At 41.4% G+C, this 24,253-nt stretch carries 25 protein-coding genes; 22 read left to right on the top strand and 3 right to left on the bottom strand.

Going from position 1 to position 24,253, the window contains the following annotated elements; translation table 11 throughout:
• Positions 1–225 precede the first annotated feature (225 nt).
• Together yyaC and ACEQ1T_RS20840 are read left to right on the top strand one after the other, a co-directional pair.
• Positions 226–846 carry a spore protease YyaC gene (gene yyaC, locus ACEQ1T_RS20845; protein ID WP_370224563.1) on the top strand — a complete coding sequence of 207 codons (621 nt, stop codon included), beginning with the start codon at positions 226–228 and terminating at the stop codon, positions 844–846.
• Positions 847–937: 91 nt separating this feature from the next.
• Positions 938–1,612, top strand: a complete 675-nt coding sequence (locus ACEQ1T_RS20840) for a GntR family transcriptional regulator (protein ID WP_206836886.1) — start codon at positions 938–940, stop codon at positions 1,610–1,612.
• A gap of 29 nt (positions 1,613–1,641) precedes the next feature.
• Here ACEQ1T_RS20840 and nadX read toward each other — a convergent pair whose 3' ends face one another.
• Positions 1,642–2,448: an aspartate dehydrogenase gene (gene nadX, locus ACEQ1T_RS20835; protein ID WP_370224562.1), complete on the bottom strand. Its 807-nt coding sequence runs from the start codon at positions 2,446–2,448 to the stop codon at positions 1,642–1,644.
• Between the two features lie 555 nt (positions 2,449–3,003).
• Between nadX and ACEQ1T_RS20830 the strand changes: the two genes are divergently transcribed.
• Together ACEQ1T_RS20830 and ACEQ1T_RS20825 are read left to right on the top strand one after the other, a co-directional pair.
• A complete protein-coding gene (locus ACEQ1T_RS20830; RefSeq protein ID WP_206836892.1) occupies positions 3,004–4,449 on the top strand; it encodes a hypothetical protein in 1,446 nt (481 codons plus the stop codon).
• 95 nt (positions 4,450–4,544) lie between these two features.
• Complete coding sequence (locus tag ACEQ1T_RS20825; protein ID WP_206836895.1) at positions 4,545–5,225, top strand: NAD(P)-binding domain-containing protein; 681 nt, start codon at positions 4,545–4,547, stop codon at positions 5,223–5,225.
• A gap of 25 nt (positions 5,226–5,250) precedes the next feature.
• Here ACEQ1T_RS20825 and ACEQ1T_RS20820 read toward each other — a convergent pair whose 3' ends face one another.
• Both ACEQ1T_RS20820 and ACEQ1T_RS20815 read right to left on the bottom strand, forming a co-directional pair.
• Positions 5,251–6,633, bottom strand: coding sequence for a hypothetical protein (locus tag ACEQ1T_RS20820; protein ID WP_370224560.1), 1,383 nt, complete (start codon positions 6,631–6,633; stop codon positions 5,251–5,253).
• Between the two features lie 558 nt (positions 6,634–7,191).
• Positions 7,192–7,527, bottom strand: a complete 336-nt coding sequence (locus ACEQ1T_RS20815; RefSeq protein ID WP_370224559.1) for a hypothetical protein — start codon at positions 7,525–7,527, stop codon at positions 7,192–7,194.
• A gap of 623 nt (positions 7,528–8,150) precedes the next feature.
• Between ACEQ1T_RS20815 and ACEQ1T_RS20810 the strand changes: the two genes are divergently transcribed.
• The 18 genes from ACEQ1T_RS20810 to ACEQ1T_RS20725 all read left to right on the top strand — a co-directional run.
• Entirely contained in the window at positions 8,151–8,483 is a 333-nt protein-coding gene (locus ACEQ1T_RS20810; protein ID WP_206836903.1) for a 2Fe-2S iron-sulfur cluster-binding protein, read from the top strand.
• Between the two features lie 61 nt (positions 8,484–8,544).
• Positions 8,545–9,315 (top strand): creatininase family protein, encoded by a 771-nt coding sequence (locus ACEQ1T_RS20805; RefSeq protein WP_206836905.1) that lies wholly within the window; start codon positions 8,545–8,547, stop codon positions 9,313–9,315.
• A 225-nt stretch (positions 9,316–9,540) separates the two neighbouring features.
• A complete protein-coding gene (locus ACEQ1T_RS20800) occupies positions 9,541–10,272 on the top strand; it encodes a TenA family transcriptional regulator (protein ID WP_206836908.1) in 732 nt (243 codons plus the stop codon).
• 112 nt (positions 10,273–10,384) lie between these two features.
• Positions 10,385–11,857 carry an aldehyde dehydrogenase family protein gene (locus tag ACEQ1T_RS20795; RefSeq protein WP_370224558.1) on the top strand — a complete coding sequence of 491 codons (1,473 nt, stop codon included), beginning with the start codon at positions 10,385–10,387 and terminating at the stop codon, positions 11,855–11,857.
• A 99-nt stretch (positions 11,858–11,956) separates the two neighbouring features.
• On the top strand, positions 11,957–12,355 hold the full coding sequence (locus ACEQ1T_RS20790; RefSeq protein WP_370224557.1) for a heme-binding protein: 399 nt from the start codon (positions 11,957–11,959) through the stop codon (positions 12,353–12,355).
• Positions 12,356–12,439: 84 nt separating this feature from the next.
• Positions 12,440–13,036 carry a chromate transporter gene (locus ACEQ1T_RS20785; RefSeq protein ID WP_370224556.1) on the top strand — a complete coding sequence of 199 codons (597 nt, stop codon included), beginning with the start codon at positions 12,440–12,442 and terminating at the stop codon, positions 13,034–13,036.
• Complete coding sequence (locus ACEQ1T_RS20780; protein WP_206836920.1) at positions 13,033–13,563, top strand: chromate transporter; 531 nt, start codon at positions 13,033–13,035, stop codon at positions 13,561–13,563. Before ACEQ1T_RS20785 ends, ACEQ1T_RS20780 begins: the two co-directional genes overlap by 4 nt.
• Positions 13,564–13,587: 24 nt before the next feature.
• Entirely contained in the window at positions 13,588–14,274 is a 687-nt protein-coding gene (locus ACEQ1T_RS20775) for a GntR family transcriptional regulator (RefSeq protein WP_206836923.1), read from the top strand.
• Between the two features lie 93 nt (positions 14,275–14,367).
• Entirely contained in the window at positions 14,368–14,718 is a 351-nt protein-coding gene (locus ACEQ1T_RS20770; RefSeq protein ID WP_206836926.1) for a 2Fe-2S iron-sulfur cluster-binding protein, read from the top strand.
• Between the two features lie 307 nt (positions 14,719–15,025).
• A complete protein-coding gene (locus tag ACEQ1T_RS20765) occupies positions 15,026–15,499 on the top strand; it encodes a RidA family protein (protein WP_206836929.1) in 474 nt (157 codons plus the stop codon).
• A 196-nt stretch (positions 15,500–15,695) separates the two neighbouring features.
• Entirely contained in the window at positions 15,696–17,480 is a 1,785-nt protein-coding gene (locus ACEQ1T_RS20760) for a sensor histidine kinase (protein WP_370224555.1), read from the top strand.
• Positions 17,449–18,240, top strand: coding sequence for a response regulator (locus ACEQ1T_RS20755; protein ID WP_370224553.1), 792 nt, complete (start codon positions 17,449–17,451; stop codon positions 18,238–18,240). Before ACEQ1T_RS20760 ends, ACEQ1T_RS20755 begins: the two co-directional genes overlap by 32 nt.
• A 100-nt stretch (positions 18,241–18,340) precedes the next feature.
• A complete protein-coding gene (locus tag ACEQ1T_RS20750) occupies positions 18,341–19,654 on the top strand; it encodes an extracellular solute-binding protein (RefSeq protein WP_370224552.1) in 1,314 nt (437 codons plus the stop codon).
• Positions 19,655–19,730: 76 nt separating this feature from the next.
• Positions 19,731–20,606, top strand: a complete 876-nt coding sequence (locus tag ACEQ1T_RS20745; protein ID WP_370224551.1) for a carbohydrate ABC transporter permease — start codon at positions 19,731–19,733, stop codon at positions 20,604–20,606.
• Positions 20,607–20,624: 18 nt separating this feature from the next.
• The gene (locus ACEQ1T_RS20740) at positions 20,625–21,524 is read left to right on the top strand and encodes a carbohydrate ABC transporter permease (protein ID WP_370224550.1); all 900 of its coding nucleotides are present in this window, start codon (positions 20,625–20,627) and stop codon (positions 21,522–21,524) included.
• A gap of 27 nt (positions 21,525–21,551) precedes the next feature.
• Positions 21,552–22,214, top strand: coding sequence for a YesL family protein (locus ACEQ1T_RS20735; RefSeq protein WP_370224548.1), 663 nt, complete (start codon positions 21,552–21,554; stop codon positions 22,212–22,214).
• 28 nt (positions 22,215–22,242) lie between these two features.
• Positions 22,243–23,853, top strand: coding sequence for a glycoside hydrolase family 43 protein (locus ACEQ1T_RS20730; protein WP_206836951.1), 1,611 nt, complete (start codon positions 22,243–22,245; stop codon positions 23,851–23,853).
• A gap of 109 nt (positions 23,854–23,962) precedes the next feature.
• Positions 23,963–24,253, top strand: a 291-nt coding sequence (locus ACEQ1T_RS20725) for an MBL fold metallo-hydrolase (protein WP_372530254.1), incomplete at its 3' end; no start/stop codon positions are given.

Genomic DNA, 24,253 nt, shown 5'->3' with positions numbered 1-24,253 from the left:
GTGGAAGATAAAAAAGATGAACTTTAGCTTGGGCTTCGATTATGATTGTAGAAAGATAATTAAAAATTTCGGATAAGCCGCCTAATGAGGGGGTAGTACATTTAATATATTCGTTAAATAAATTTACAATTGCCGCTCTAATTGTATACACTAAGAATGATTATCAATTAAAAAATAAATAAGATTCGGAATATAAATATCGATTACCGGAAAGGAGGGACCAAGATGTGGCCATTTTCATCAAGCAAACAGAACAAAAATGTCGTCGATGCAGCCAGTTATATTTCCATTAAAGAAACGACCGAAGAAGCAGAAATCGAAAAGATGGTAACTAAGCTGAAACAGATTTTTTACAGCACATCCAGGGACATTGTTATTTTGTGCATTGGTTCTGACCGCTCAACAGGAGACTCTCTTGGGCCATTGGCAGGAAAAATTCTCAAGGAAAAAAACATTACTTATCCAGTTTATGGGACTTTGCAGGAGCCTGTTCACGCATTGAATATCAAGAAAGTAATTAATGAAATCAAAGAAACCCACCATGATCCGTTTATATTTGGCATAGATGCCTGCCTTGGAGACGAGCGGCAAATCGGCTATCTTTTAATAAGGGAAGGGTCATTTATCCCGGGAAATGCAGTGAATCGGGCTCTTCCAAGTGTGGGTGATTATCATTTGAAGGCAATTGTAAACACGCTGGATCCATTATCACCTGTTCATTCCTTAAATAGCACGAGATTATACATGGTTTTAAAACTGGCTGAAATCATTGCGGAAATCATTTCGCGTGTAGCGGCAAATGACCGTACTTCCAGAGGAATGATTGAAAAAATGAATGTTCCGTAAACATGAAATGGGTAAATCAGCCAAAAAATTGCTGTACCCCGATAGGTAAGTTATAATGAGCTAAGGATACTAAAGAGAAAGAGGGAAAGGGATGGGGAATAACTGGACGGAAGATAATCTGATCTCGATACGCGAGAGGGTTTATCTGCATATTAAGGATCTTATTTTGGACGGAGAATTTAAAGCGGGAGACCGGCTGGTGGAACGAGAACTTGCTGAGAGATTAAACATCAGCAGGACACCCATTCGGGAAGCGCTGTTCCGCCTGGAATCCCAGGGGTTTGTTAAGACAGTCCCAAGAAAAGGCGTAATTGTTGCTGATATTTCTGAAAAGGAAATTATCGAAGTGTTTACCATTTTATCATCACTTGAAGTTCTGGCAGCAAAATTGGCTGTTCAAAAGCTCGATAAAGAAATGGAAAGCAAATTCACTGATAGCATAAGAAAGGTCGAGGAATACCTGAACAATCCTGAAGAGGATGCTTCTGAATTACATAGGGAGCTCAATCATCTCCTATATAGCTCTGCCAAAAATGTGAAGCTTTATGAGATGCTGAGCGGATTATCCGATTACATTCGCGCATTTGCCAAAATCGGGCATAAAAATCCGGGAAGGGCAAAGCAGTCAATGGAGGAGCATTTGAAAATCATGGAAGCAATCGTCAATAAAGAAATGGAAATGGCTGAATATCTGACCAAAATACATATTGAGAATTCAAAAAAAGCATATATTGAAGCGGTGCAGCAAAGTGAAAAGAAAAATTAAGAAAGAGCAGAAGCCCTTTCTTAATTTTTTTACACTCCAATCACAATTGGCGAAGTAAAATTTTTTAAAACCTTGGCCACACTCATGGCGACAATCGGACTGGATTTTGGATTTTCCTCATAAGGAATATTCGAAACGGATATCTCAACTTCGCCAAAATAACCCTTTGCTTTAATAGTATGAGTGTTCGATTGGATAGTTGGATCAGCATACACTTTTACTTTTGTGTCTTCAAAGCCGATTCCTGCAAGGCTGAGGGCCGCTGAAACATTCACGCTCTGCGGAAAGAGCTTGGACGACTCGCGTGCATTGCCTTCATAAATACAAAATGGTTCTGTCAGAGTATGTAAATCCACTTTTTCTTCTGCTATCGTACCTTTCCAGCTGCGGGGATGCTTTCTAGTAATTAAGGTAATATCTTCAATTTCCCCCAATGCACCTGCCGCAATCCGGTCCAGGCCCGCGATAGCTGCAGAGGGAATAAAGATCTGCCGGTTCTGCTGCATGGCCACAGTCTGCAGCTGTTCAAAAAAAATGTTGTCTCCCAATGCTCCAACGGAAAGTACTACAAGATGGCTCCCATTTGCCAGCACTTTCTCCGCGAACATGTGTAAAGCCTGATGACCCGCTGCCTCTATAATAATATCTAAATCCCCATTAAAAAATTCTGCTTCATTTGATATAAAAGCAAATGTCTGTTTGTCTGCATGTTCTGCACTCTTTTTTCTTCTAACAAGCACAGACTTTAACTCCACTTCACCGGCATGGCCGGCTTCAATTAATTCTGCAATAGTCTTCCCCAGCGTTCCATAACCGATTATTCCAGCTTTAAGCATATTTATCACTCCTTCATGGGATCACCCCTAACAATAGGAGTCTTGAATTTGGTATACGATATACTTTGTGCAATTTTATTCTAGATTTTAACTTAAATTTATTAAGAGAGCAATATATTTTATAGAAAATATTAAAACATCTAAATTTTCAAAATTATTTGCACAATATTCTTTTTTAGTGTTATTATAGTATACAAGTTAAATATAGTGAAAAAGGGAGGTGGTCAAAATTCTCATGTACCAGAGGAAGAAAGGCTGATCTTTTGGTAAGAACTTCTGAAGGAGCATAAGAAAATAGTATAGTATGATTCGAATGGCGTACACGCAGATAACAAACACATCAGAGATTATCGCTTTTTGTTTTTTGTTTAGTTTGGTATACAATCCACCAAATGCAGTATGCTTTTTGGAAAAAGTTTCAAAACCTCCTGAATAAGCCAAGTGTTGAGGTATTACATAGTCAGCTGTAGAAAAACAGATCATGCCTCCTGCAATCTGTCTTTTGCAATCTATTTATAAAGAGATTTTTTTATAACGAAAAACGGAGGGGAATATATGGAGTTAACATTTGCTCATTGGGTATATGCAATTGTTACTGTGTCTGTAATCGCAACGATGCTTTTCAGAAGAGGCGTTGTCCTGCCTGTTATCATCGGAACTTTCTTTGTGGCAGTCATCTATAAAGGAAGTCTGATCGCTGGCTTCCAGGCGGTCTTTAACGCTAATCTCCTTGCGGCAAAAGAGCTATTCAGTATATTCTTGATCATCTCCCTCATGATTGCGCTTCTTAATTCTTTGAAAGATCTGGGAGCTGATAAAAGGCTTATCGGACCAATTGAGAAGGTAATGATCAACGGGCATGTGTCCTATTTAGTATTAATGGTTACCACTTATGTTATTTCACTCTTTTTCTGGCCTACTCCTGCTGTCCCGCTTATCTGTGCATTGCTGGTCCCGGCAGCGGTCAGGGCTGGCCTGCCTGTGATGACGGCTGCCATGGTTATAGTCATTGCTGGCCAGGGAATGGCGCTTTCTTCTGATTATATCATGCAGGTAGCACCGATGCTAAGTGCCAAAGCGGCTGGAATTGATAAAGCACTGGTTGCAGATAAGACATTAGTTCTTTCCCTCATTACAGGAGTAAGCGCATTGGCCTATATTTATTTGGCGCATAGAAAATCTATTGTCAAAAATGGCCACCATGACTCCTCGCTAAATCCTGAGGATTCAGCATATTTTGGTGTAGCCAATGAACTTGCGGCCACTGCTGAAGAAAGTGCTGAAACCATCCAGAGAAAAAACACATGGGGTAAGGTCTTTGCTGTATTAGTGCCTTTATCCATGCTGGCTGTTATGGTGTATATGTTCTCAACAAAGTTAACAGGCGGATCCGGATTTGAAGGAACAGATGGAGCTGCCTTTATCGGCGGGGTAGCGACACTTTTATTAGTGCTTGCCACCGTGGCATTTAATCGCATCCATGCCTTGGATAAAATAAGCGAGCATTTAACCGAAGGGTTTGTATTTGCCTTTAGAGCGATGGCCCCGGTTATTCCAATAGCAGGTTTCTTCTTTATGGGAAGCTCAGACTTCACCGGCACGATACTATCCTTAGATGAAAACGCTTCCAAACCTGCGTTTTTGTTCGATATGATACAGGCAGGCCAGGCTTATATTCCTGAAAATGCCTTTATTGCCGGTTTTGGTCTCTTGATAGTAGGTTTAATTACTGGCTTGGATGGTTCAGGCTTTTCTGGGCTGCCGTTAACAGGTGCCTTATCCGGTGCTTTGGCAAATGGAAGCCATATCGACCCTTCCACATTGGCAGCGATCGGGCAGATGGGCGCCATCTGGGGTGGAGGAACGATTGTTGCCTGGTCCTCCCTTGTGGCAGTAGCAGGGTTCCTCCAGCTTTCACCTTTGGAACTGGCCAGGAAAAACTTTATTCCTGTTGTCGCCAGTCTTTTTATTGCCACATTAATTGCTATATTAATTTGGTAAAACAGTAATCTTGAAAAATAAAAGGCTATCCTGCAAAGTTAGAATATACTAACTTAGGGGATAGTCTTTTTTTCAGACAGAATAGGAGGCACATGATGAAAATAGGTTTAGCAGGGATTGGAAAATTGGGGACTGCCATGATGACTCAATGGCATAAATCTAATCTTTCAATCGGCTTTTATCATCCCGACAGGTCAAAGGCAGAACAGTTTGCTGAAAAATTCCCAAACGGATGCCCTTTAACCGATGACGAGCTGAAGCAAATGGATGTGATTCTGCTCGCTTTACCTGCCGGAAAAGTGATTTCTTTTATAGAAAGTATGTTTCCTGTGGAATCTTCTATCGATTTCATCAACATGGCGACTGCGCTTTCAACGAACAGTATTAGAGGAAGATTCCCTTCCTGCAAGGTATACGGATTAAAATACATGGGGCATTCGAGAGATTTAATGGAGAATGGAAATGGGTTGTTTATTTCAGAGGACCAGCTGCCGGATCCGATAGTGGATCTTTTCAAGCCTTTGGGGGAAATAGTAAAGGACAGTGAAGACAGATTATCAGAAATAAACAAACTGGCTACATTTTTTGCTGTCAAGACAGCAGTCGAAATCGAGGATGATTTTATCCGCAAAAATTATCCCCCTGCATACATCAAAAGAGCTCTCGCCTCCCTGGCACCTGAAGTTATCCGCTCTTACAGTGAAGGCACCTTGGGGCATTTTGCACAGGAGATTGTCAATGAAATACAAAAGTCCACTAAAAAAGCTGCTGATTAAACTAGTTGATCAGCAGCTTTTTCTATTAGAACAATCTTTCCAGTAAAAACAAATAGAGCATCACACAAGCAACATAAACTGCCGCGAAAGGCATATTCCAGTTGGAGACTTTATAGGAATCTACTTTGATAATGTTGGACATGAGTCCAAGAGTGGCATTATATGGACCCACTAAGAAGGCGGAAACAGCCCCTGACAGCATGGCAACTGTCAGAATGTGAGGGGAAATCCCGATGGCTGCCGGGTTTACGCCTTCAATCATCAATGCAAGTGAGACAGCTGGATGAAGCCCCAGAAAGGCAAGCCCTAAAGGAATCAAAGGCAGGATAATCAGGAAAACTTCGACCCCTGCAACGTTTATAAAAGCTGCAATCCAGCCATAAAGGACTTCATTTGCCTTAGAAAAGTTAATAGCTGAGATAAAAAAGCCAGTTGATAAAAAGATGAAAAATTGATCCTTCATGCTCATGGCGAAGGAATTGAAATGGCTGGCAAGCTGATCGCCAAATTCTCTCCCTTTTTTTAAAATAAGGGACCAGCTGAATGCAAATGGAATAACGATCAAAGAAACAAGGATTAAGAAAGGCAAAGAAAACTGCGTCTCAGCAAGGGAAACAAGAACATTAAAAATAGCGATGGCAAAAAGGATTTGAAAAACTCTGCCCGGCCGGCCGGCATTGTTCACTTCCAGGGCTGCCGCTGTTTCGTGCACAGATTCTTCTCCAGCGTGCTGGAGTTTCATAGGCTGGGATTGACGGGAACCAATAAACCAATCCATTGCTAAGCCCAATATGCTCAGCGGAATGACATAGGGGAGGATGGATACCCAGCTGACTCCCGTCATCGTAATCACTATTCCCACAATAGGCGTTACTGGCGCCCAAATTAAAGGCATGGCAAACCCCCTGGAAATCGCTCTGCTCATGAATCGTTCTTTATTTCTCACGGGAAAGCCCCCGAGTGCCGGCCGGATTGAATAATACGTCATGGGAAGAGTGGCAAGATTCATAAAAATGCTAAAAAAGTAAGAAATTCCCGAAGTCATCATATATAAATGACCAGATGTTTTTATTCGTTTTTGAATGATAGCCTGGATGCCTTCCCCGTACCGCCCAACTTTAATCGGGATGCCCAGGATCGGTATTAACGTAAACATGGTAAGCAAATCAAGCATTGGCCCAAAGGCAAGAATATATTGCTGCCACTCTGAGCCGCTTGTCCAAAGCAGGACAGCACCAAAAGCCAGGAACACGCCACCCAGAATCTGAACAAATTTCTTCGCAAGCCTAAAGGTCAAAACGACTATGATAAAACTCAGGACAGAGAGGAGGGGATCGATATTCCATTGCGGAAGCAAAGTGGACAGCAAATATAAACCAATCACAGTCAAAAATAAAACTCTCAGCATATCAGACACCCTCGCGATCTTTAATGAAGTGAATATTGAATTGTATACCAAATTGCAATAATCTCTTTATTTGTTCAAAATTCAGCCGCGTTTTATATGAAATTTTGGTATTTGGTATACAATTTTGTTGTAAATTTTTAAAATCCATAATATAATTAAAATAACAGGTTAGAGAAAAAAGGAGGCTGCCCCCATGTTCCATTTTTTATTTGGATCCAAATATGCAATTGAGAAAACAGAAAGAAAATTAGCCCGTTTAAGAAGAACATTAAAATTCTAGTCAGGCCGCCATTATTTGGCGGTTTTTTCTATAGAATAAGAAAGTTAGAAACTTTGAACTCAGAAAACTGTATAGCGCAAACACCCTACCCCTCCAGGTGAGGCCACCAGGACAAGGAAGGCTTCGTCAGCCTTAAACATCGCACGACCGAAAGCGGTAGCTTTTGGGAGGAGATGGCGTTCTTAGTCAGCGTTCCTTCTTGGGCAACTCGCTACCCCTTTACATGTGAACAGAAAACCCGGAAGAAGAGCGGCTTCCTCCGGGTTTAGTAATGACATTTATACTGCTGCTTCATCGGTTTTTACCAGTTTGGAATGAATGGAGTCTTCGCTATTGCCTGAAGCTTTTACTATTTCATCCAATTCTTCTCTGGCAGCTTCCAGCGTTTCAAACCGTTCAAAAAATTTAACACCTATATGATTCACATACTCTTTACCATCATACTCTTCATAAAGCTGGATTTTCATATTCTCATCCAAAACTTCCGCGATTGTGTACTTTGCCTTCAGGTTATCGAAGAAATAAAAATGATATGTCTCAACCGGCTTTAGACCCTCGTTTTCAAGTATCGTCTGGAAAGTATCTTTATTTGTTAATACAATATATTTACCCAATTAAAACACTCCCTTAGTTTTGTTTGAAATTAGTTACAAAATCCAGAATTGATCATATGTAGCTCGTGAGGCAACCTCCTCTTCTTTGGGATATTGTATACCATTCCACTTACGTTTATTTTATACTATGGTTTTGAAATATTCAATAATATATTCTAAATTTTTTAATAATTCGGTGAAAATCAGTTCTACTTTTCTTTAAAAAGATAGAGGTGAGTAAAAAGAGTGGGAGTCAATCTGGCAGATTAACGACCAAAAATAATGATCTCAAGAAAATGGCAGTTAATCCCGCTGATTAACGACGGAATTAATCGAACTCAAAGAAAAAGGTATTTAATGCGGCCGGATAACGACGAAAATAATAAAACTCAAAGAAAATGGTAGTTAACCGAGCTGATTAACGACGAATTTAATCGCACACAAGGAAAAACGGTACTAATTGGGGCTGGATAACGGCGAAATTAATCGCATTCAAGGAAGAATGGCAGTCAATCCAGTAAAAGACACCTTCCTAAATTCGCCAAACACAGAAAAATAAAAAACGAGTTTGCTAATCTTCCCGAAAGGTTGTATACTTTGAAAAAGTATCTAAATTTTTAGAATAAACTGAAAGGGGTAATTTTATGCCGAAGGTTACGCTTCATGTGGATGGGGAGATTGTGGAAAAGCAGGTAAAGGATAATGCTAATTTGGTTGTTCTGGCAGGGATCCGCCAGTTTCCGGAATTAAAATATGGATGCGGCATGGGAAGATGCACAAAATGTACGTGCATTGTATTAAATGGGGGAGATGATCTCGCTCCGCCAAATTGGAAGGAAGAAAAAATGCTTGGCGACAAAGTGAAGGAAGGGTACCGGTTAACCTGTCAAATGACCATCCAAAACGACATTGAAATATCCCAGGAAAACATCTCTATAATGCCGCCAAAGAAAACAACTGCAGCTATTTCAAAGTAGTTTTTTATTTTTATTATTAGATGGTATACAAAATACCTAAAACAAGCGGGGTATCAAGAAAATGAATTGTTTTGATCTTACTAAGATGACATGGAAGGAAGTCGAAAAATCACTGGAAACAGTAGAGTTTGCCATTATTCCTGTGGGAGCACATGAGCAGCATGGTCCACATATGGTGGAAAGCTGTGATGCGGTGCTTGCGGAGAGAATGGCATTTAAGCTGGGGCAGCGAATGTTTCCATATGCTATTGTGGCGCCGGCTGTTAACATGGGGGTTTCCGAGCATCATATCCATTTTCCAGGAACAATTGCACTTCAGCCTGCTACTTTGATTGCAATTCTTACAGACATGGTTTCTTCACTGAAACAGCATGGCATTAAGAGGTTTTTATTTTTGAATTCACATGGCGGAAACCAATCTGCACTGAATCTTGCGGCCATGACCATTACAAAGGAATTGGAAGTAGAAGTCTACTATGCAAAGACCACTGCATCTGCAAAGGAATCTATCGGGAAATATGTAAAATCTCCTTTATTTGGCCACAGCTGCGAACGTGAAGTGTCTGAAGCCCTGTATCTTGCTCCTGAACTGGTAAGAGAGGACCTCTTGGAAAAAGGAGATATCAAGGAAGGGGGAAGATGGGAAAGACTTCGGCCTGGGAGAGCTGTCCAGGGGTTTTATTTCTATGAAGAAATGACTGGAAACGGCTGTATTGGTGATGGCCGGCAAGGGAGCAGGGAAATTGGAGAGCAAATCGTTGAAGAAGCCCTGGATAATCTCTCTGAAGAACTTTCCGAACTGCTTGATCTGAAAGAGGAGCTGCTTTATTAATTTATTGGAATCTATCATCAGAGAAAAAATAATCTTTAAAAAATTCTAAAAATTATGTTTACAATTTAAAAAGAATAGGTTATGATTTCCTTAAGGTATACCAAAGACCAAAAAAACAGAATTAAATAGGGTTGTAAATTAGCAACCTATTATTTTTTAATAAGTTTTGGTATACAAAATATCAAGTGCCAATTGGTTACATAAATTTCGAGGAGGAGTTTACAAATGCCAGAGTTATTATCGAAAGATGAATTTCGCAAAGAACTAGAGGAAGCCATTAAAGGAAACCATAGCCAGAAAGCTCCATTCACTGTAGCATGGGCTGAAGGAAAACTGGAAAGAAAGCACTTTGCCAAATGGGCAGAAAACCATTATCACTATGTTGGACCTTTTGCTGACTACTTAGCGTACATCTATCACAACACTCCAACCGACCCGAAATTCGAAGCAGCAAAAGATTTTACACTTCAAAACATGTATGAAGAAGAAATTGCGGCAGACCGTCATACAGACTTGCTGATTCGCTTTGCTGAAGCATGTGGAACAACCCGCGAACGAGTGATTGACCCAGAAAACATGGCTCCAACCACATTAGGCCTGCAAAGCTGGTGCTATGCAGTAGCTGCCCGTGAAAACTTCGTTGTTGCAACGGCTGCTCTGGTTGTCGGCCTCGAGTCCCAGGTTCCGGACATTTATCGAAAGCAGACTCCAGCTCTCCGTGCACAATACGGATTCACAGATGAAGAAATCGAATTCTTCGATCTGCACATTGTATCTGACGAAATCCATGGAGAACGCGGCTACAAGATTGTTTTGGACCATGCAGATACTCCTGAATTACAGCAGCGCTGCCTTGAAGTAGTCCGCACAGGTGCGAAAATGCGCCGCATGTACATGGATGGCCTATGGAGAGAATATCTTGAACAGGATCTTGGATCTCTAGTAGAAACAAAATAATAAGTATTATCCAGGCCGTCACACTAAATCTTGTCCATCGAGGTCTATGTGGCGGCCCTTTCTATAATAGGAGAAGCTGGAGCAGGAAAGGGAGAATTTAACAGAGAGTAAGGTGATAGGTTTGATTACAACAAAGGTAGAAACATTTAAAAACTATATTAATGGCGAGTGGCAGGAATCCGCGAGCCAGAAGAAGTTTTATAGTGTGAACCCTGCAAATACGGAAGATGTTGTCGGTGTTTTTCAGGCATCCAATGAAAACGATGTGAACGAGGCAATTGAAGCAGCCAGTGAAGCTTTCCCTGGCTGGGCAAAAACCGCTCCATCCAAGCGCGCTGCCATTTTAAACAAGGCCGCAGCACATCTCGAAGAAAATGTGGCCCAGTATGCAGAAGAACTGACAAGGGAAGAAGGAAAGCATGTCAATGATGCGAAAAATGAAGTGCTGCGCTCCGCACAGACACTTCGCTATTATGCGGTCGAGGGACAAAGCTTTACAGGTGAAACCTTCCCGAATGATGATCCAAATATGAAAGTTTCGACGGAAAGAGAGCCGCTTGGGGTGGTAAGTGTGATCACGCCATGGAACTTTCCAATCTCCATTGCTGCGAGAAAAATTGCTCCGGCTTTAATTACTGGAAACACAGTTGTGTTCAAACCTTCTTCAGATACCCCTCTAATTGCCGTTCGGCTTGTTGAAGCGCTGCACGAGGCCGGTATACCAAATGGCGTTTTGAACTTTGTTACTGGGAAAGCATCTGATGTTGGTGATTTACTGGTCACCCATCCTGCAGTCAAGGCTGTCACTTTCACTGGTTCTACAGCTGCAGGAGAGGACATCCATAGTAAATGCTCATTCACCACCCGCACTCAAATGGAACTTGGCGGAAAGAATCCGCTTTTAGTTATGGACGATGCTGACCTTGACCTTGCGGCTACATTAACAGTGAATGGCGGGTTTTCTTTGACTGGGCAGGCATGCACAGGAACAAGCAGAGTGATCGTGATGAAGGAAGTAAAAGAAGCATTTTTGGAGAAATTGATTGAAAAAACCAGCGCCCTTAAAATTGGCAGCGGTTTTGAAGAAGGAGTTAAGATCGGCCCGCTTGCAAATGAAAGACAGCTGAAAAATGTCCTGAATTATATTGAGTTTGGCAAGGAAGACGGTGCTGATCTCGTATATGGCGGTGATCACCTCACATCAGGTGAATATGAAAAAGGATATTTTGTGCAGCCAGCCATTTTTACTAATGTTAAACCAAATCACCGCATTGCCAAGGAAGAAATTTTTGGCCCTGTCATTGCCGTGATCGAGGCAGATACATATGGAGAAGCCATTGCGATTGCCAATGACGTTGACTATGGATTATCTGCTTCTATTGTGACAAATAACTTAAAAACAGCCAGCCAGTTTACGAAAGATATTCAGGCAGGCACCGTAAAAGTGAACCGGACAACAACCGGCAACTTAATCAATGCACCGTTTGGAGGATTAAAGCAATCCAGCACGGCTACTTTCCGGGAGTCAGGAAGAGTCGGCCTGGAATTTTTCACTCAGGTGAAAACCGTTTATATTGGCTATTAAATCAAAAGGAGAACGATGATGAAAACTGCTCTAAAACTTGAATTAGAAGAAGCAAAATTGATGATTGAAGCAGCAAAGTAAAAATCTGCGTAAATTAATTTGTTTGAAAACATTGCAATTGTCGATGACGGCGGAAGTGTGATTGCCCTGGAGCGCATGAATGGTGCAAGAATTACCGGGCCTGAAATTGCGATTGCTAAAGCTTACACAGCAGCAGGCCATAAACGCTCCACCCATCTATTCAACAAAGAACCGAATGGGCCTGCTCTTCCAGGCAATGAGGCATTTGGCATCCAGCATATGCTTAATGGCAAATTTGCTGTGTTTGTCGGAGGGTTCCCGATTGTGGTTAATGGTGAAGTCGTTGGCGGAATCGGCATCAGCGGAGGAAATGGCGAGCAGGATACGGCTGTTGGGACCGCTGCATTAAAAGCCCTTCAATCTTATTTGGAGAAAGACGGCTATGAAGTCGTAACCGAGGCAGATATTAAAAAATAATAGAAAGGGACCTCATTCGCTGTTAATAGATAGCGGAATGAGGTCCTTCTTCAGTCAAAAGCACCTAAATAAGGGGAGGAACGCATGAAGCCTTATCTTGAATTGGCGATTGGTTTTGCACGCACCGGTGTGACAGGGTATGGAGGAGGTCCTTCGACAATACCTTTGATTGAATTTGAAGCAGTTAAGAAATATAAATGGATGACGGAGGAGGAATTCGGGGAGATTCTGGCATTAGCTAATACGCTGCCAGGACCTATTGCTACGAAAATGGCTGCCTATATCGGCTATAAAGTGAAAGGCAGCATTGGTGCCGCTGTAGCCATCCTTACGCATATCCTGCCCTCCATTATTGCCATGCTGGCTTTGCTTGGCGTTTTATACTCATTCCGCCAGTCCCCGATTGTAAACGGAATGGTGCAGGGTGTGACACCTGTCATCGGCTTTATGCTGGCAGAGATGGCATACCGTTTTTACCAGAAAGGAAGCCAGGGCTTAGGGGTGCCGAAAAATCTCATACTGGCTTCCGTATCACTGGTATTTGTTCAGTTCTTGGAATGGCATCCCGGTATTTTAATTGCGATAGTCTTAAGCACTGCATTTTATATTGCCCATCAGAAGGAACAGGCGAATAAAAAGGCAACTGAAGAGTACATGCCAGTAAGGGAGAAAAGTTCATGATATATTGGGAGATCTTTTGGGCATTTTTTGTAGCGAATCTATTAGGTTACGGAGGGGGACCAGCAACGATTCCCCTCATTCAAATTGAAGTAGTGAACAACAATAACTGGATGACACTCTCTGAATTTGGGGATGTTCTCGCCATTGCCAATGCGCTGCCGGGTCCCATAGCAACGAAAATGGCCGGATTCATCGGCTATGAATTAGGCGGGGTTTTAGGAGCGGCAGCAGCTTTAGCAGCTACCATCCTTCCATCCGCTTTGGCTGTCATTGCGCTGTTTAAGTTTGTTAATTTATTCAAAGATTCCCCTAAAGTGAAGCTAATGACCAAATCCGTACAGCCGATCATTGCTGTCCTCCTGGCTGTCATGGCCTACCAGTTCTTTTTGACAGCCTTTGAAAACAGCGGAATGCTGCATCTTATACTTCTTGCAGCGGTTAGCTATTTAACATTAATCAAATTCAAGGTTCATCCTTCGCTTGTTATATTTGGAGCTTTATTTTATGGAGGGATCTTTTTATCTTAACCTATAAAAATAGGAGGTGAAAAAATGGATAGAACATGGGAGGAAAACAACTTAATATCCATACGCGAACATGCGTATTTGTACCTGAAAAAACTCATTTTAGAAGGAGAATACCAGGCAGGAGACAGACTGGTAGAAAGAGAGCTTGCAGCCAAGCTCAACATTAGCCGCACACCGATTCGGGAGGCTCTGTTCAGGCTGGAATCTCAAGGTTTCGTGAAAACAGTTCCCAGAAAAGGGGTCGTCATCTCCAATATTTCAGAGGATGAAGTATTGGAGGTATTTACGATTCTTTCTTCCCTGGAAGTACTGGCTGTAAAGCTGGCAGCACAAAGAATGGATACAGCTACTCAAAAAGAACTGGATCTCAAAATTAAGGAACTGATGGAGTTAAGTGAACAGGATGAAGAAAACTTCAATTCCGAACATATTCAAATGAACAGGCTGATTAATAAGGCATCCAAAAGTCCAAAACTATATGAAATCCTATCAGGGTTGATCGATTTTATTCATATGGCGGCCAATATGGGATATGAAACACCAGGAAGAAGGAAGGACTCCTTAAAAGAACATATCGATATAATGAGGGCACTGCGCGATAAAGATGCCGAAATAGCTGAATACCTGATGAGGATTCATATTGAGAATTCGAAAAAGGCGTACATGGCCTATGTGAACCGAATTAAAAAGAGAGGGACTATTAAAAACTAAAAAAATAAAAAGTTTAGTATTGTCTGAATATTAAATTTATGGTATATTGTATACCAAGAACCAAGAAGCGAAATTACAGGGAGGAATTCATTCATGCCGAACATCCATTTTGTCAACAGCAACAAAACTCTGGAAGTGCCTGAGGATTCTAATATATTACGAATGTCGCTCCGCTATGATGGAGATCTGCCAAATCGCTGCGGCGGCGGAATTTGCGGCACTTGTGTTTTTAAAACCGAAGCAGGAGCAGAAAACCTGGACAACGTAAAAATCCAGGAAAGAAGAAAGCTGGGTGAAGAGTGGCTGGAGAAAGGCTATCGTTTAGGCTGCCAGACATTTGTTACAAACGGGGATATCACCATTTCATGGGACGATGAAGTGACAGATCAGGTGAAAAAGAGAAAGCCGGATAAATTAAAGCAAACCGTTACAACAGGAAAATGAGATTACAGATACTGCATTCTGTAATGGACGAAACGAAACCAACGGCGTTAGCCCGTTACAGAATGTAAAGTATATAGAATCCCAATAAAATAGAAGAAGGTGAAATTATGTGGGTTTGCAGTACACACTTGAAAGAAGCCATGCAAATATTAAAAACTCCTCATATTCGAAAAGCTCCATATGAAATCAAATGCTCACTTTGTGAAAATCATGCTTTCGCCAAAGTCTATTATACTCACCGCTCATTTAAATTCACTAAACAACTATATTCTTCATTAAAACAAAGTGTTTCCCAGGAGGCATAGCCATGAAAGGGGTAAAAAAGGGAATAGAAGAAAGAATGGAAGAGCTGAATATCCAGCTCCCTGTCTTAGCTGATATCGGAATGCCTTTTGAACCGGGCGTTATCTCTGGCAATATAGTCTTTTTATCCGGACAAACACCAAGAGTAGATGGTGCGCAAAAGTATGCAGGTATTGTCGGGGCAAACATCTCGATCGAAGAAGCAAAGGATGCGGCACGTATTTGTACGCTGAATTTGCTGGCAGCCCTTCAAGGAATCATTGGAGATTTAAATAAAGTAAAAAGAATCATCAAAATGGATGGATACGTTGCCTCAACAAGCGACTTTAATTATCATCCTATGGTCATTAATGCTGCATCAGATTTGCTTCATGACATTTTCGGCAAGGAAAATGGACATGCCCGCAAAGCAGTGGGGCTAGCATCCCTTCCAGGCGGAGCCCCTGTAGAAATTGAAATGATCGTTGAAATAGAATAACTTCCAAACAAGGGCTGCTCATGTATTGAGCAGTTTTTCTATTTATGCTCCATAAATAAAATTCTAGTATGTTTTCAAAAAGGATAAAGGAGGATGTAAGCTCAAATAAATATATGTAAGGGTTTTCATGTTATCCAGCTTTAAATCTGCTATATTTAAATAAATATATAAGATAACCTGAGAATAGGTGATTCATATGAAGAGCTTTCTTTCTTATTTTAAAAAATTCAATACACTCCGGAACCAGATTCTAGCAGTGTTTTTAAGCGTCATGCTGTTTGTCCTGTCATTTGTTTCAATCGTTGTCTATGACCAATTAGGCGGCTTTTTCAGGCAAAATGCAGAACGCCAGGTTCAGCAAACCGCTGCAGAAGCCAACGGAAGAATGGAAACGCTTTATAAACAAATTGATACTCTGACTAATCAGCTCATGACAAATAGTACTGTTCAGCAGATGCTGCTAAAGATGCTTGAAGGGGAAAGCATGGATTATGGAAAATTGGAATCCCTGATAAAAATCATCAATAATACATATGCATACTCAGATGGAATATCATCAATTGAACTGTATAATGCAGAAGGCAAAAGGATTTATCCATTCGATGGGAAAAATATTTTTAAAGTCGTCGAGTCAAAGTGGGTAAAAGCGGCTGACAAGGAAAAGGGGAAGCTTGTTTGGACAGGGAAGGATCAGGGGAACAGCAGCTATTCTGCTGCCATACGGAGAGTCAGTCTGATGGATCGCTGGTTCACGAATGGCGGTTATCTTGTCGTACGTATTTCCAACAGTTATTTTCAGGTACAGGGAAATAAGGAAGAAAACGGAAATAATGATTATATGATGCTTCTTGATCGTGACTTAACCCCTATTACCTATGATTATGGACTTGACATAAAAAGCATTATCCAGCAAGAGGAAAAATCGATTATGATCCAGAATCAGGAATATATGGCTGTTACCGAAAAGTCAGCTCTGACAGGCTGGACTTTTGTCATCCTGAAGCCGATGAGTTTTTTGCTGCAGGGCGTTTCAAAAGTTCGTGCTGTAATCATTTTAGCAGTTTCCATTGGATTCTTTTTATTTGTCATTTCCTCCATAGTGCTTGCCACCATGATCACCAGACCGATTAAGAAACTGACTAAAACGATGAAAAATGCCAGAATGGATGAATTAAAACTGAATCCTGAGAGTAATTCCTCACTTGAATTTATTGAATTAAATAACACCTACAATAAAATGGTTGAAAGGACCAACCACTTAATACAAGTTGTATATGAAAAAGAATTGCTCCGGTCCCGAACTGAACTGAAGGCACTGCAGGCCCAAATTGATCCGCATTTTCTTTACAATACTTTAAACGCACTTTACTGGTCCCTGGAGGAGAAAGAGGAAGAGGAATTGGCTGAGATTGTTATTTCAATGTCGGAACTTTTCCGATATACAATCGGGAATCGCAGCTCAGCTGAATGGGTTACCATACATGATGAACTTGATCATATTGAACGGTATATGCGCCTAATGAAAATGCGGCTTGGCGAAAGACTGTTATGGAAAATTGCTGCACCGCCCAAGCTCCTTGGTGTGAAAATACCAAAACTGATTTTACAGCCATTAGTTGAAAATGCTATACAGCATGGAATTGAAAATAAGAGAATACAAGGAACTGTCCTTATCAAATTAGAAGAATCAGCCGGTGGGGACTCAATCAAAATTACGGTGCAGGATAACGGCCCGGGTATTGATCAGACCGAGCTTCATCAGTTAAACGAAGAGATAAAAAAAGAGAATGTTTCTTCATTTAAAGGGATCGGGATGGCGCTGACAAACGTTAACAAAAGGCTTAGCCTTTATTATGATGCCTATTCTCTTGGCGGACTTCATCTGGAAAGTGAGTTGGGTTCAGGCACTAAAGTTGTATTCGAGATACCTGCGGGGGAGGGAAATAAATGTGAATACAAAGATAATCTTAATTGTGGATGATGAAGAAACAACAAGACAGGGGCTGAAAAAGACACTAGAAGGATGGTCAGCAGGGAGATGTGAGATTCTAAGCGCAGCTGATGGGCATGAAGCTTTAGAGTTATTCAGGAGGGCCAAAGTGAACCTGCTTATTACAGATATATGCATGCCAGAAATGACTGGATTGGCACTGCTGAAAAACATTAGAAACCAAGGATACAAGCCGGCTGTCATGATTATTTCAGGCTATCCTGATTTTGAATATGCCCAGGAAGCCATCCGGCTCGGTGTTCTCAACTATCTGGTCAAACCACTGCGGAAGGAAAGTCTTATAAAGGCTATTGAAGAGGCACTTGAAACGGAAGAACATATGGCCAGGGCAGATTATTTGGAGAAAGTCGCAGACCAGGGCCTGTTAGAACTGGAAGCAAAAAAAGAGTATGTAAATTCATCTGTCAAACAGGCCATTGCTTATGTGAACGAAAACCTTCCGGAACAAATTTCTCTTAAAGAAGTCGCTGATGCCGTGCACCTGAATGCCAGTTATTTCAGTGTAATGTTTAAAGAGCAGACAAGCATTACCTTTAGTGAATATTTGACAAGGAAAAGGCTGCAATTGGCGAAAAAGCTGCTCATAACCACGGTTTTGCCGATAGATGAAGTGGCCAGGCAAGCTGGGTATCAAACATCCAAGTACTTTATTAAGCTTTTTAAGGATTCGGAAGGTGTGACCCCAGGAAAATACCGGAAGATGACCGAACTTGATGAAACTCCTATCTAAAAATAGTGGAATTTTTCCCAATCGCGGTTACCTTACCGCGATTTTTTAGTGGTGTTATCATTAGAATTGTTAGAATAATCGAGAAATAGGGGGTTGGGAAATGTTTAAGAAAGCGCATTCATTATTACTTATTGGAGTGCTTATCCTGGCAGCAGCACTGGCAGGATGCAGCGGAAACACCGATACTGCCAGCGGTGATAACGGTTCCAAAAAAACTATTAAATTCATGCACTTGTGGCCGGCAGGAAGCTCCAAGCAGCAAAATCAGATTGTCACAGACATTATTGATCAATATGAAGCTGAGCATGAAGATGTGAAAATTGAAGTCGAAGTTCTGGAAAATGAACAGTACAAAAATAAAATCAAGGTCCTTTCATCTTCTAATGAATTGCCGGATGTAGGGTTTACCTGGGCAGCGGGATATATGACTCCATTTGTAAAGGGCAATCTATTTGCAGAGCTGGATGATGTATTAAATGATGGTTTGAAGGAGTCTTTTGTCAGTGGGACTACGGAAGCCTACGCTCTCGATGGAAAAACCTATGGGTTGCCTCTTGAGCTGAACATTGCACCTATTTACTACAATAAGGAAATTTTTGAGAAATATAATCTTGATGTCCCCCAAACTTACAGTGAATTTGAAGACATTGTTAAGACATTGACAGACAACGGTGTTGCCCCGATTGCACTTGGAAATAAGGACCGCTGGACAGGGTCCTTGTGGTACATGTATCTGGCAGACCGAATTGGCGGGGCTGAAGTTCTTAATAAAGCCATTGACCGCTCCGGTTCGTTCGAAGATCTGGCACTGGTATCAGCAGCTGAAGAAATTCAAAACCTTGTCAAAGAGAACGCATTTAATAAAGGCTATAATGGACTTTCAAATGACGAAGGAAAGGCTGAGTTCCTGAACGGCAATGCGGCAATGTATCTTATGGGAACCTGGGAGCTCCCTAATTTTACGACGAATGAAGAAATTCCCCAGGATTTCAGGGATAGCGTTGGATTCTTTAAATTCCCGACCGTTGAAGGCGGCAAAGGAAATATCGACAGCTGGGTGGGCGGCCCGGGAGTAGGGTTATTCGTAGCTGAGAATTCAAAGGTTAAAGATGAATCAAAAGAATTTGTAAAGTTCTTTGTTGAAAAGTGGGGAGAGCAATCTGTTGAAAAAGCGGGTGTAATTCCTGCGACGAAGGTTGATACCGGTAAAGTGGATCTTCCGGACCTGTATATTGATGTCTTAAACGAGTTAAATAAAGCCAGCAGCTTAACCTTATTTGCTGATGTCCAAATGAGTGCTTCGGTTGCAGAAACACATTTAAACCTTATCCAATCACTGTTCGGCAATGAAGTAAAACCAGCTGATTATGCCAAACAGCATGAAGAGGCTCTTAAAGCTGAGGAAGGAAATTAACAGCATTCCCGGAAAAGGATATATCTGCTGATGGGGTATATCCTTTCTAATTTTAACAGGAAGGAGCTGAAATGAAATGAATAAAGTGCTGTCCAATAAAAAAGTCATTGCACTGTACATCACACCTGCCCTTTTCCTGGTCCTTGCGCTGATCTATGTGCCGATTGTGCAGACAGGCTACTATGGTTTAATGAAATGGAATGGCATTGGAGAAATGGACTTCATCGGCTTAAAGAATTACAAGGTATTGATGAAAGATGCACTCTTTTGGAAAAGTGCATTGCATTCCTTTTTGCTGGCCCTGTTTTCAGCATTAAGTCTGATTGGTTACTTGTTCATTTCGATTATCCTCGCCTCAAAAATCAAAGGTGCAGATTTATTAAGGAAGATATACCTGATCCCCATGCTGCTGGCATCAGTCGCAATTGCACAGCTTTGGATGAAGATATACCACCCTTCAAATGGCATGCTGAACACAGTGTTAATGACTATTGGTATTGAAGATCCGCCTGCATGGCTTGCGGACGCCAATCTCGCACTCTATGCCATCATTATACCAATTATATGGCAATACGCCGGTTTTTACATTCTCATTTATTATGCAGCATTAAAAAATATTCCAGAAACACTTGTTGAAGCAGCAAGAATTGACGGGGCTTCTCCCTGGCAGATTGCCCTTAAAATAAAGCTTCCTTTGATTCTAAATGTAATTAAAGTAACAATTGTTTTGGCAGCCGTAGGCTCGCTGAAATACTTTGACCTGATCTATGTCATGACTGGAGGCGGTCCGAATGGAGCAAGCGAAGTAATGGCGTCTTATATGTATCAAAAAGCATTTAAAGGCTTTGACTTTGGATATGCAAGTGCCATCGGATTTTTTCTGCTGGTCATTTGTCTTGTTGTTACCTACATCATCCGCAGATTTACAGCTGCTAATGAAGATATCTATTAATGGAAGGGAGGAAAAGGTATGGAAACAGTAAAACCTGATGGCACTCCGCGTTTAGGAAATGGACTTGTCACAAAGCTTGTCTCAAAACCGATCATGAACCGTATAGCATATGGCATTATGTATGTGTTCCTGGTTCTTGTCGCCGTGTTTCAGATTTTCCCGATTATCTGGCTATTTCTTTTTTCCTTGAAAAACAACCAGGAAGTATTCAATAGGTCTCCATTCTCATTGCCTGAAAGCCCTAAATGGGAAAATTACGCAAAGGTTTGGACGGAAGGAAACATCAGCCTCTATTTTATAAATAGTGTAACGTACACCCTTGCAGCTGTCATTCTGACTGTTGTTTTAGCCAGCATGGTCACTTTTGCCATTACAAGAATGCATTGGAAAGGCAGCAGACTGGTGCTGGGACTGTTTATGGTCGGTTTAATGATACCGGTCCATTCAACATTGATTCCTTTATTCAGCACTTTTACCACTATCAATCTGATTGATAATCCGCTATCCATTATTCTAACTTACACAGCTTTTAACCTTCCAATCACCATTATGATTTTATTGGGCTTTTATGAAGCTTTGCCAAGGGAGGTAGAAGAAGCTGCAGTTATGGATGGGGCATCCATTCATCACATTTTCTTTAAAATAACACTGCCTATGACGATGCCGGTAATGGCAACGGCTGCGATTATTAATATGATCTATAACTGGAATGAATTTGTTTTTGTGAATACATTTATCAGTTCGGATAGCTTTAAGACACTCACTGTTGGAATCCAGAATTTCATTGGCCAGTATACTACGGATTGGGGGGCTATCGGTGCCACGCTGGTCATAAGCATCCTGCCAATATTAATCGCCTTTCTGATATTAAGCAATCGCATCGTTGAGGGGATAGCATCTGGCTCGGTTAAAGGCTAATGATTAAAAGCAGAGGAGGTCATAAAAATGCATAATACTCTGGGCAAGCTATTTACAATATGCGAATGGATCATGAAGCTTGCTTATGTTAACTTGCTCTGGCTTTTATTTACGGTGGCGGGGTTAATTGTATTTGGCTTTATGCCGGCAACCGCATCCCTTTTCACTATCGTACGCAAGTGGCAGATGAAACAGACAGAAGTGCCTGTTTGGGATACCTTCCTATCAATCTATAAAAAGGAATTCGCTAAATCTAATTTGCTTGGTTTCATACTTGTCATCTGCGCGGGGATCATTCTTTTGGATTTACTTTTTGTAAATGGATTAGAAGGGGGTCTGCAGCTGCTATTATTTGTACCGCTGCTGATTATATCTGCTCTCTATTTCATTACTCTGATGTATCTTTTTCCGGTTTATGTACATTACGATTTAAGAGTAACCGAATATATAAAAAATTCATGTCTGTTTGGAATCCTGAACCTGCCTCTTACCCTAATTTTAGCAGCCTCTGCCGGATCGATTATTTTTCTGCTGCTGAACAGTCCTGCATTTATTCCCTTCTTTAGCGCTGTTTCCATTACTTGGATTCTGATGTATGGGGGAATGTCCAGTTTTAGGAAAATTGAAGCGAGGCAAAATCACCGGCAGCCTGAACCGTTCAGGTATTCGGGCTTAAGCAGACATATTTAAGCAATTATAAAATGAAAGGTGTGGACAAATGGCACTCATACGCAATCCGATTTTAACAGGATTTAATCCTGATCCGAGCATATGCCGGGTGGGAGAAGATTATTATATTGCTGTTTCCACTTTTGAGTGGTTTCCAGGTGTTGGAATCTATCATTCTAAGGATCTGAAAAATTGGCGTCTGGCTGCAAGGCCATTAAACCGGATAAGCCAGCTGAATATGACAGGAAATCCGGATTCAGGCGGGGTTTGGGCACCTGCTTTATCCTATCATGATGGTCAGTTCTGGCTTATTTATACGGATGTAAAAGTGGTGGATGGCCAGTGGAAGGATTGCCATAATTACCTTTCAGTATGTGATAGCGTTGAAGGGGCATGGTCTGATCCTGTTTATTTAAATAGTTCAGGGTTTGACCCTTCTATGTTCCACGATGAGGACGGGAAAAAATATTTGGTCAACATGGTGTGGGATCACCGTGCCGGCCATCACAATTTTTACGGAATCGCTTTGCAGGAATATGACGAACGGAAGCAAAGGCTGACAGGGAAAGCGGAGGTAATCTTCAAGGGGACTGATATCAAACTGACAGAAGCTCCGCATTTGTATAAAATCAATGGTTATTATTATTTGCTGACTGCTGAGGGCGGAACAAAATATGATCACCAGGCCACCATTGCGAGATCAAAAAATATAAGGGGGCCATATGAAGTACACCCTGAAAATCCGCTTATTTCATCTTTCGGGTCACCGAGGAACCCTCTGCAAAAGGCCGGTCACGCCTCAATGGTACAAACTCACACAGGTGAATGGTTTCTTGTCCATCTTACAGGACGCCCCTTAACGAGAGAGGGTCATCCCTTACTTGACCCGCGCGGTTATTGTCCTCTAGGAAGAGAGACGGCCATACAAAGGCTGGAATGGAAGAATGACTGGCCTTATGTAACTGGCGGGAACGAGCCTTCCCTTGAAATAGAAGGTCCAAAGATTAAGGAAGCAAAGTGGGAAAGAGATTTTCCAGAAAAAGACGATTTTGATAGTGAAACTTTAAACCTTCATTTCCAGAATTTAAGGATTCCACTTGGAGACCATATTGTTTCATTGAAGGATAACCCGGGCCATCTTCGGTTATATGGGAAAGAAAGCTTAACATCCAAATTTACACAGGCTTTCATAGCGAGGAGATGGCAGCACTTTTCTTTTACTGCTGAAACTAAGGTGGCATTTGAGCCCCAAACCTTCCAGCAATCTGCCGGGCTCGTCAATTATTATAATACTGAAAACTGGACATCCTGCCAGGTCAGCTGGAATGAAGATAAAGGACGAATCCTTGAATTAGTTTCATGCGATAATTTGACATTCTCTCAGCCGTTAAAAGGGAATGAAATAGAAATCCCGGCAGAAGTGAAATATGTTTACCTGCGTGTTAATGTCCATATACATGAATATAATTATTCTTATTCATTCGACGGTGAGAATTGGACCAAACTTGCAGTTCCTTTCCAATCCCATAAGTTATCGGATGATTACATAAAGGGCGGCGGGTTTTTTACAGGCGCATTCGTCGGCATGCAATGTCAGGACACTTCCGGCCAAAATCAGTTTGCTGATTTTGATTATTTTGTATATAGAGGCGAATCTTAATGTAAATTGGGCTGCTCAGGTATTGAGCAGCTTTTTTCTATATAATAGAGAAAAAGGAATCTTTTCATTTTTACCGAATTAATGTACGAAGAAACATAGGGAGGATTTTATGCAAACATTTGAAAAACTTAATCGCAGGGTTTGGTATCAAACTCCTGTTTCCGAAACAGACCGTCCCATTTTAGGGGCAGTGGTTGGAGATCGAATGACTATGATGATTGATGCAGGCAATTCTGAAGCTCATGCCCAATTGTTTTTAAGCGAGCTGGAGAAGCAGCGAATACCTTCACCCACGATGGTGGTTCTGACTCATTGGCACTGGGATCATATTTTCGGCCTGCCTGCACTGGATATTAGATCGGAAGAGCACACGTCTGAACTCCAGTCACCTACCAGTATC

Source organism: Cytobacillus sp., assembly GCF_964223445.1.
Classification (GTDB): Bacteria; Bacillota; Bacilli; order Bacillales; family Cytobacillaceae; genus Cytobacillus.
This window is presented reverse-complemented; position numbering and strand designations above follow the sequence as displayed.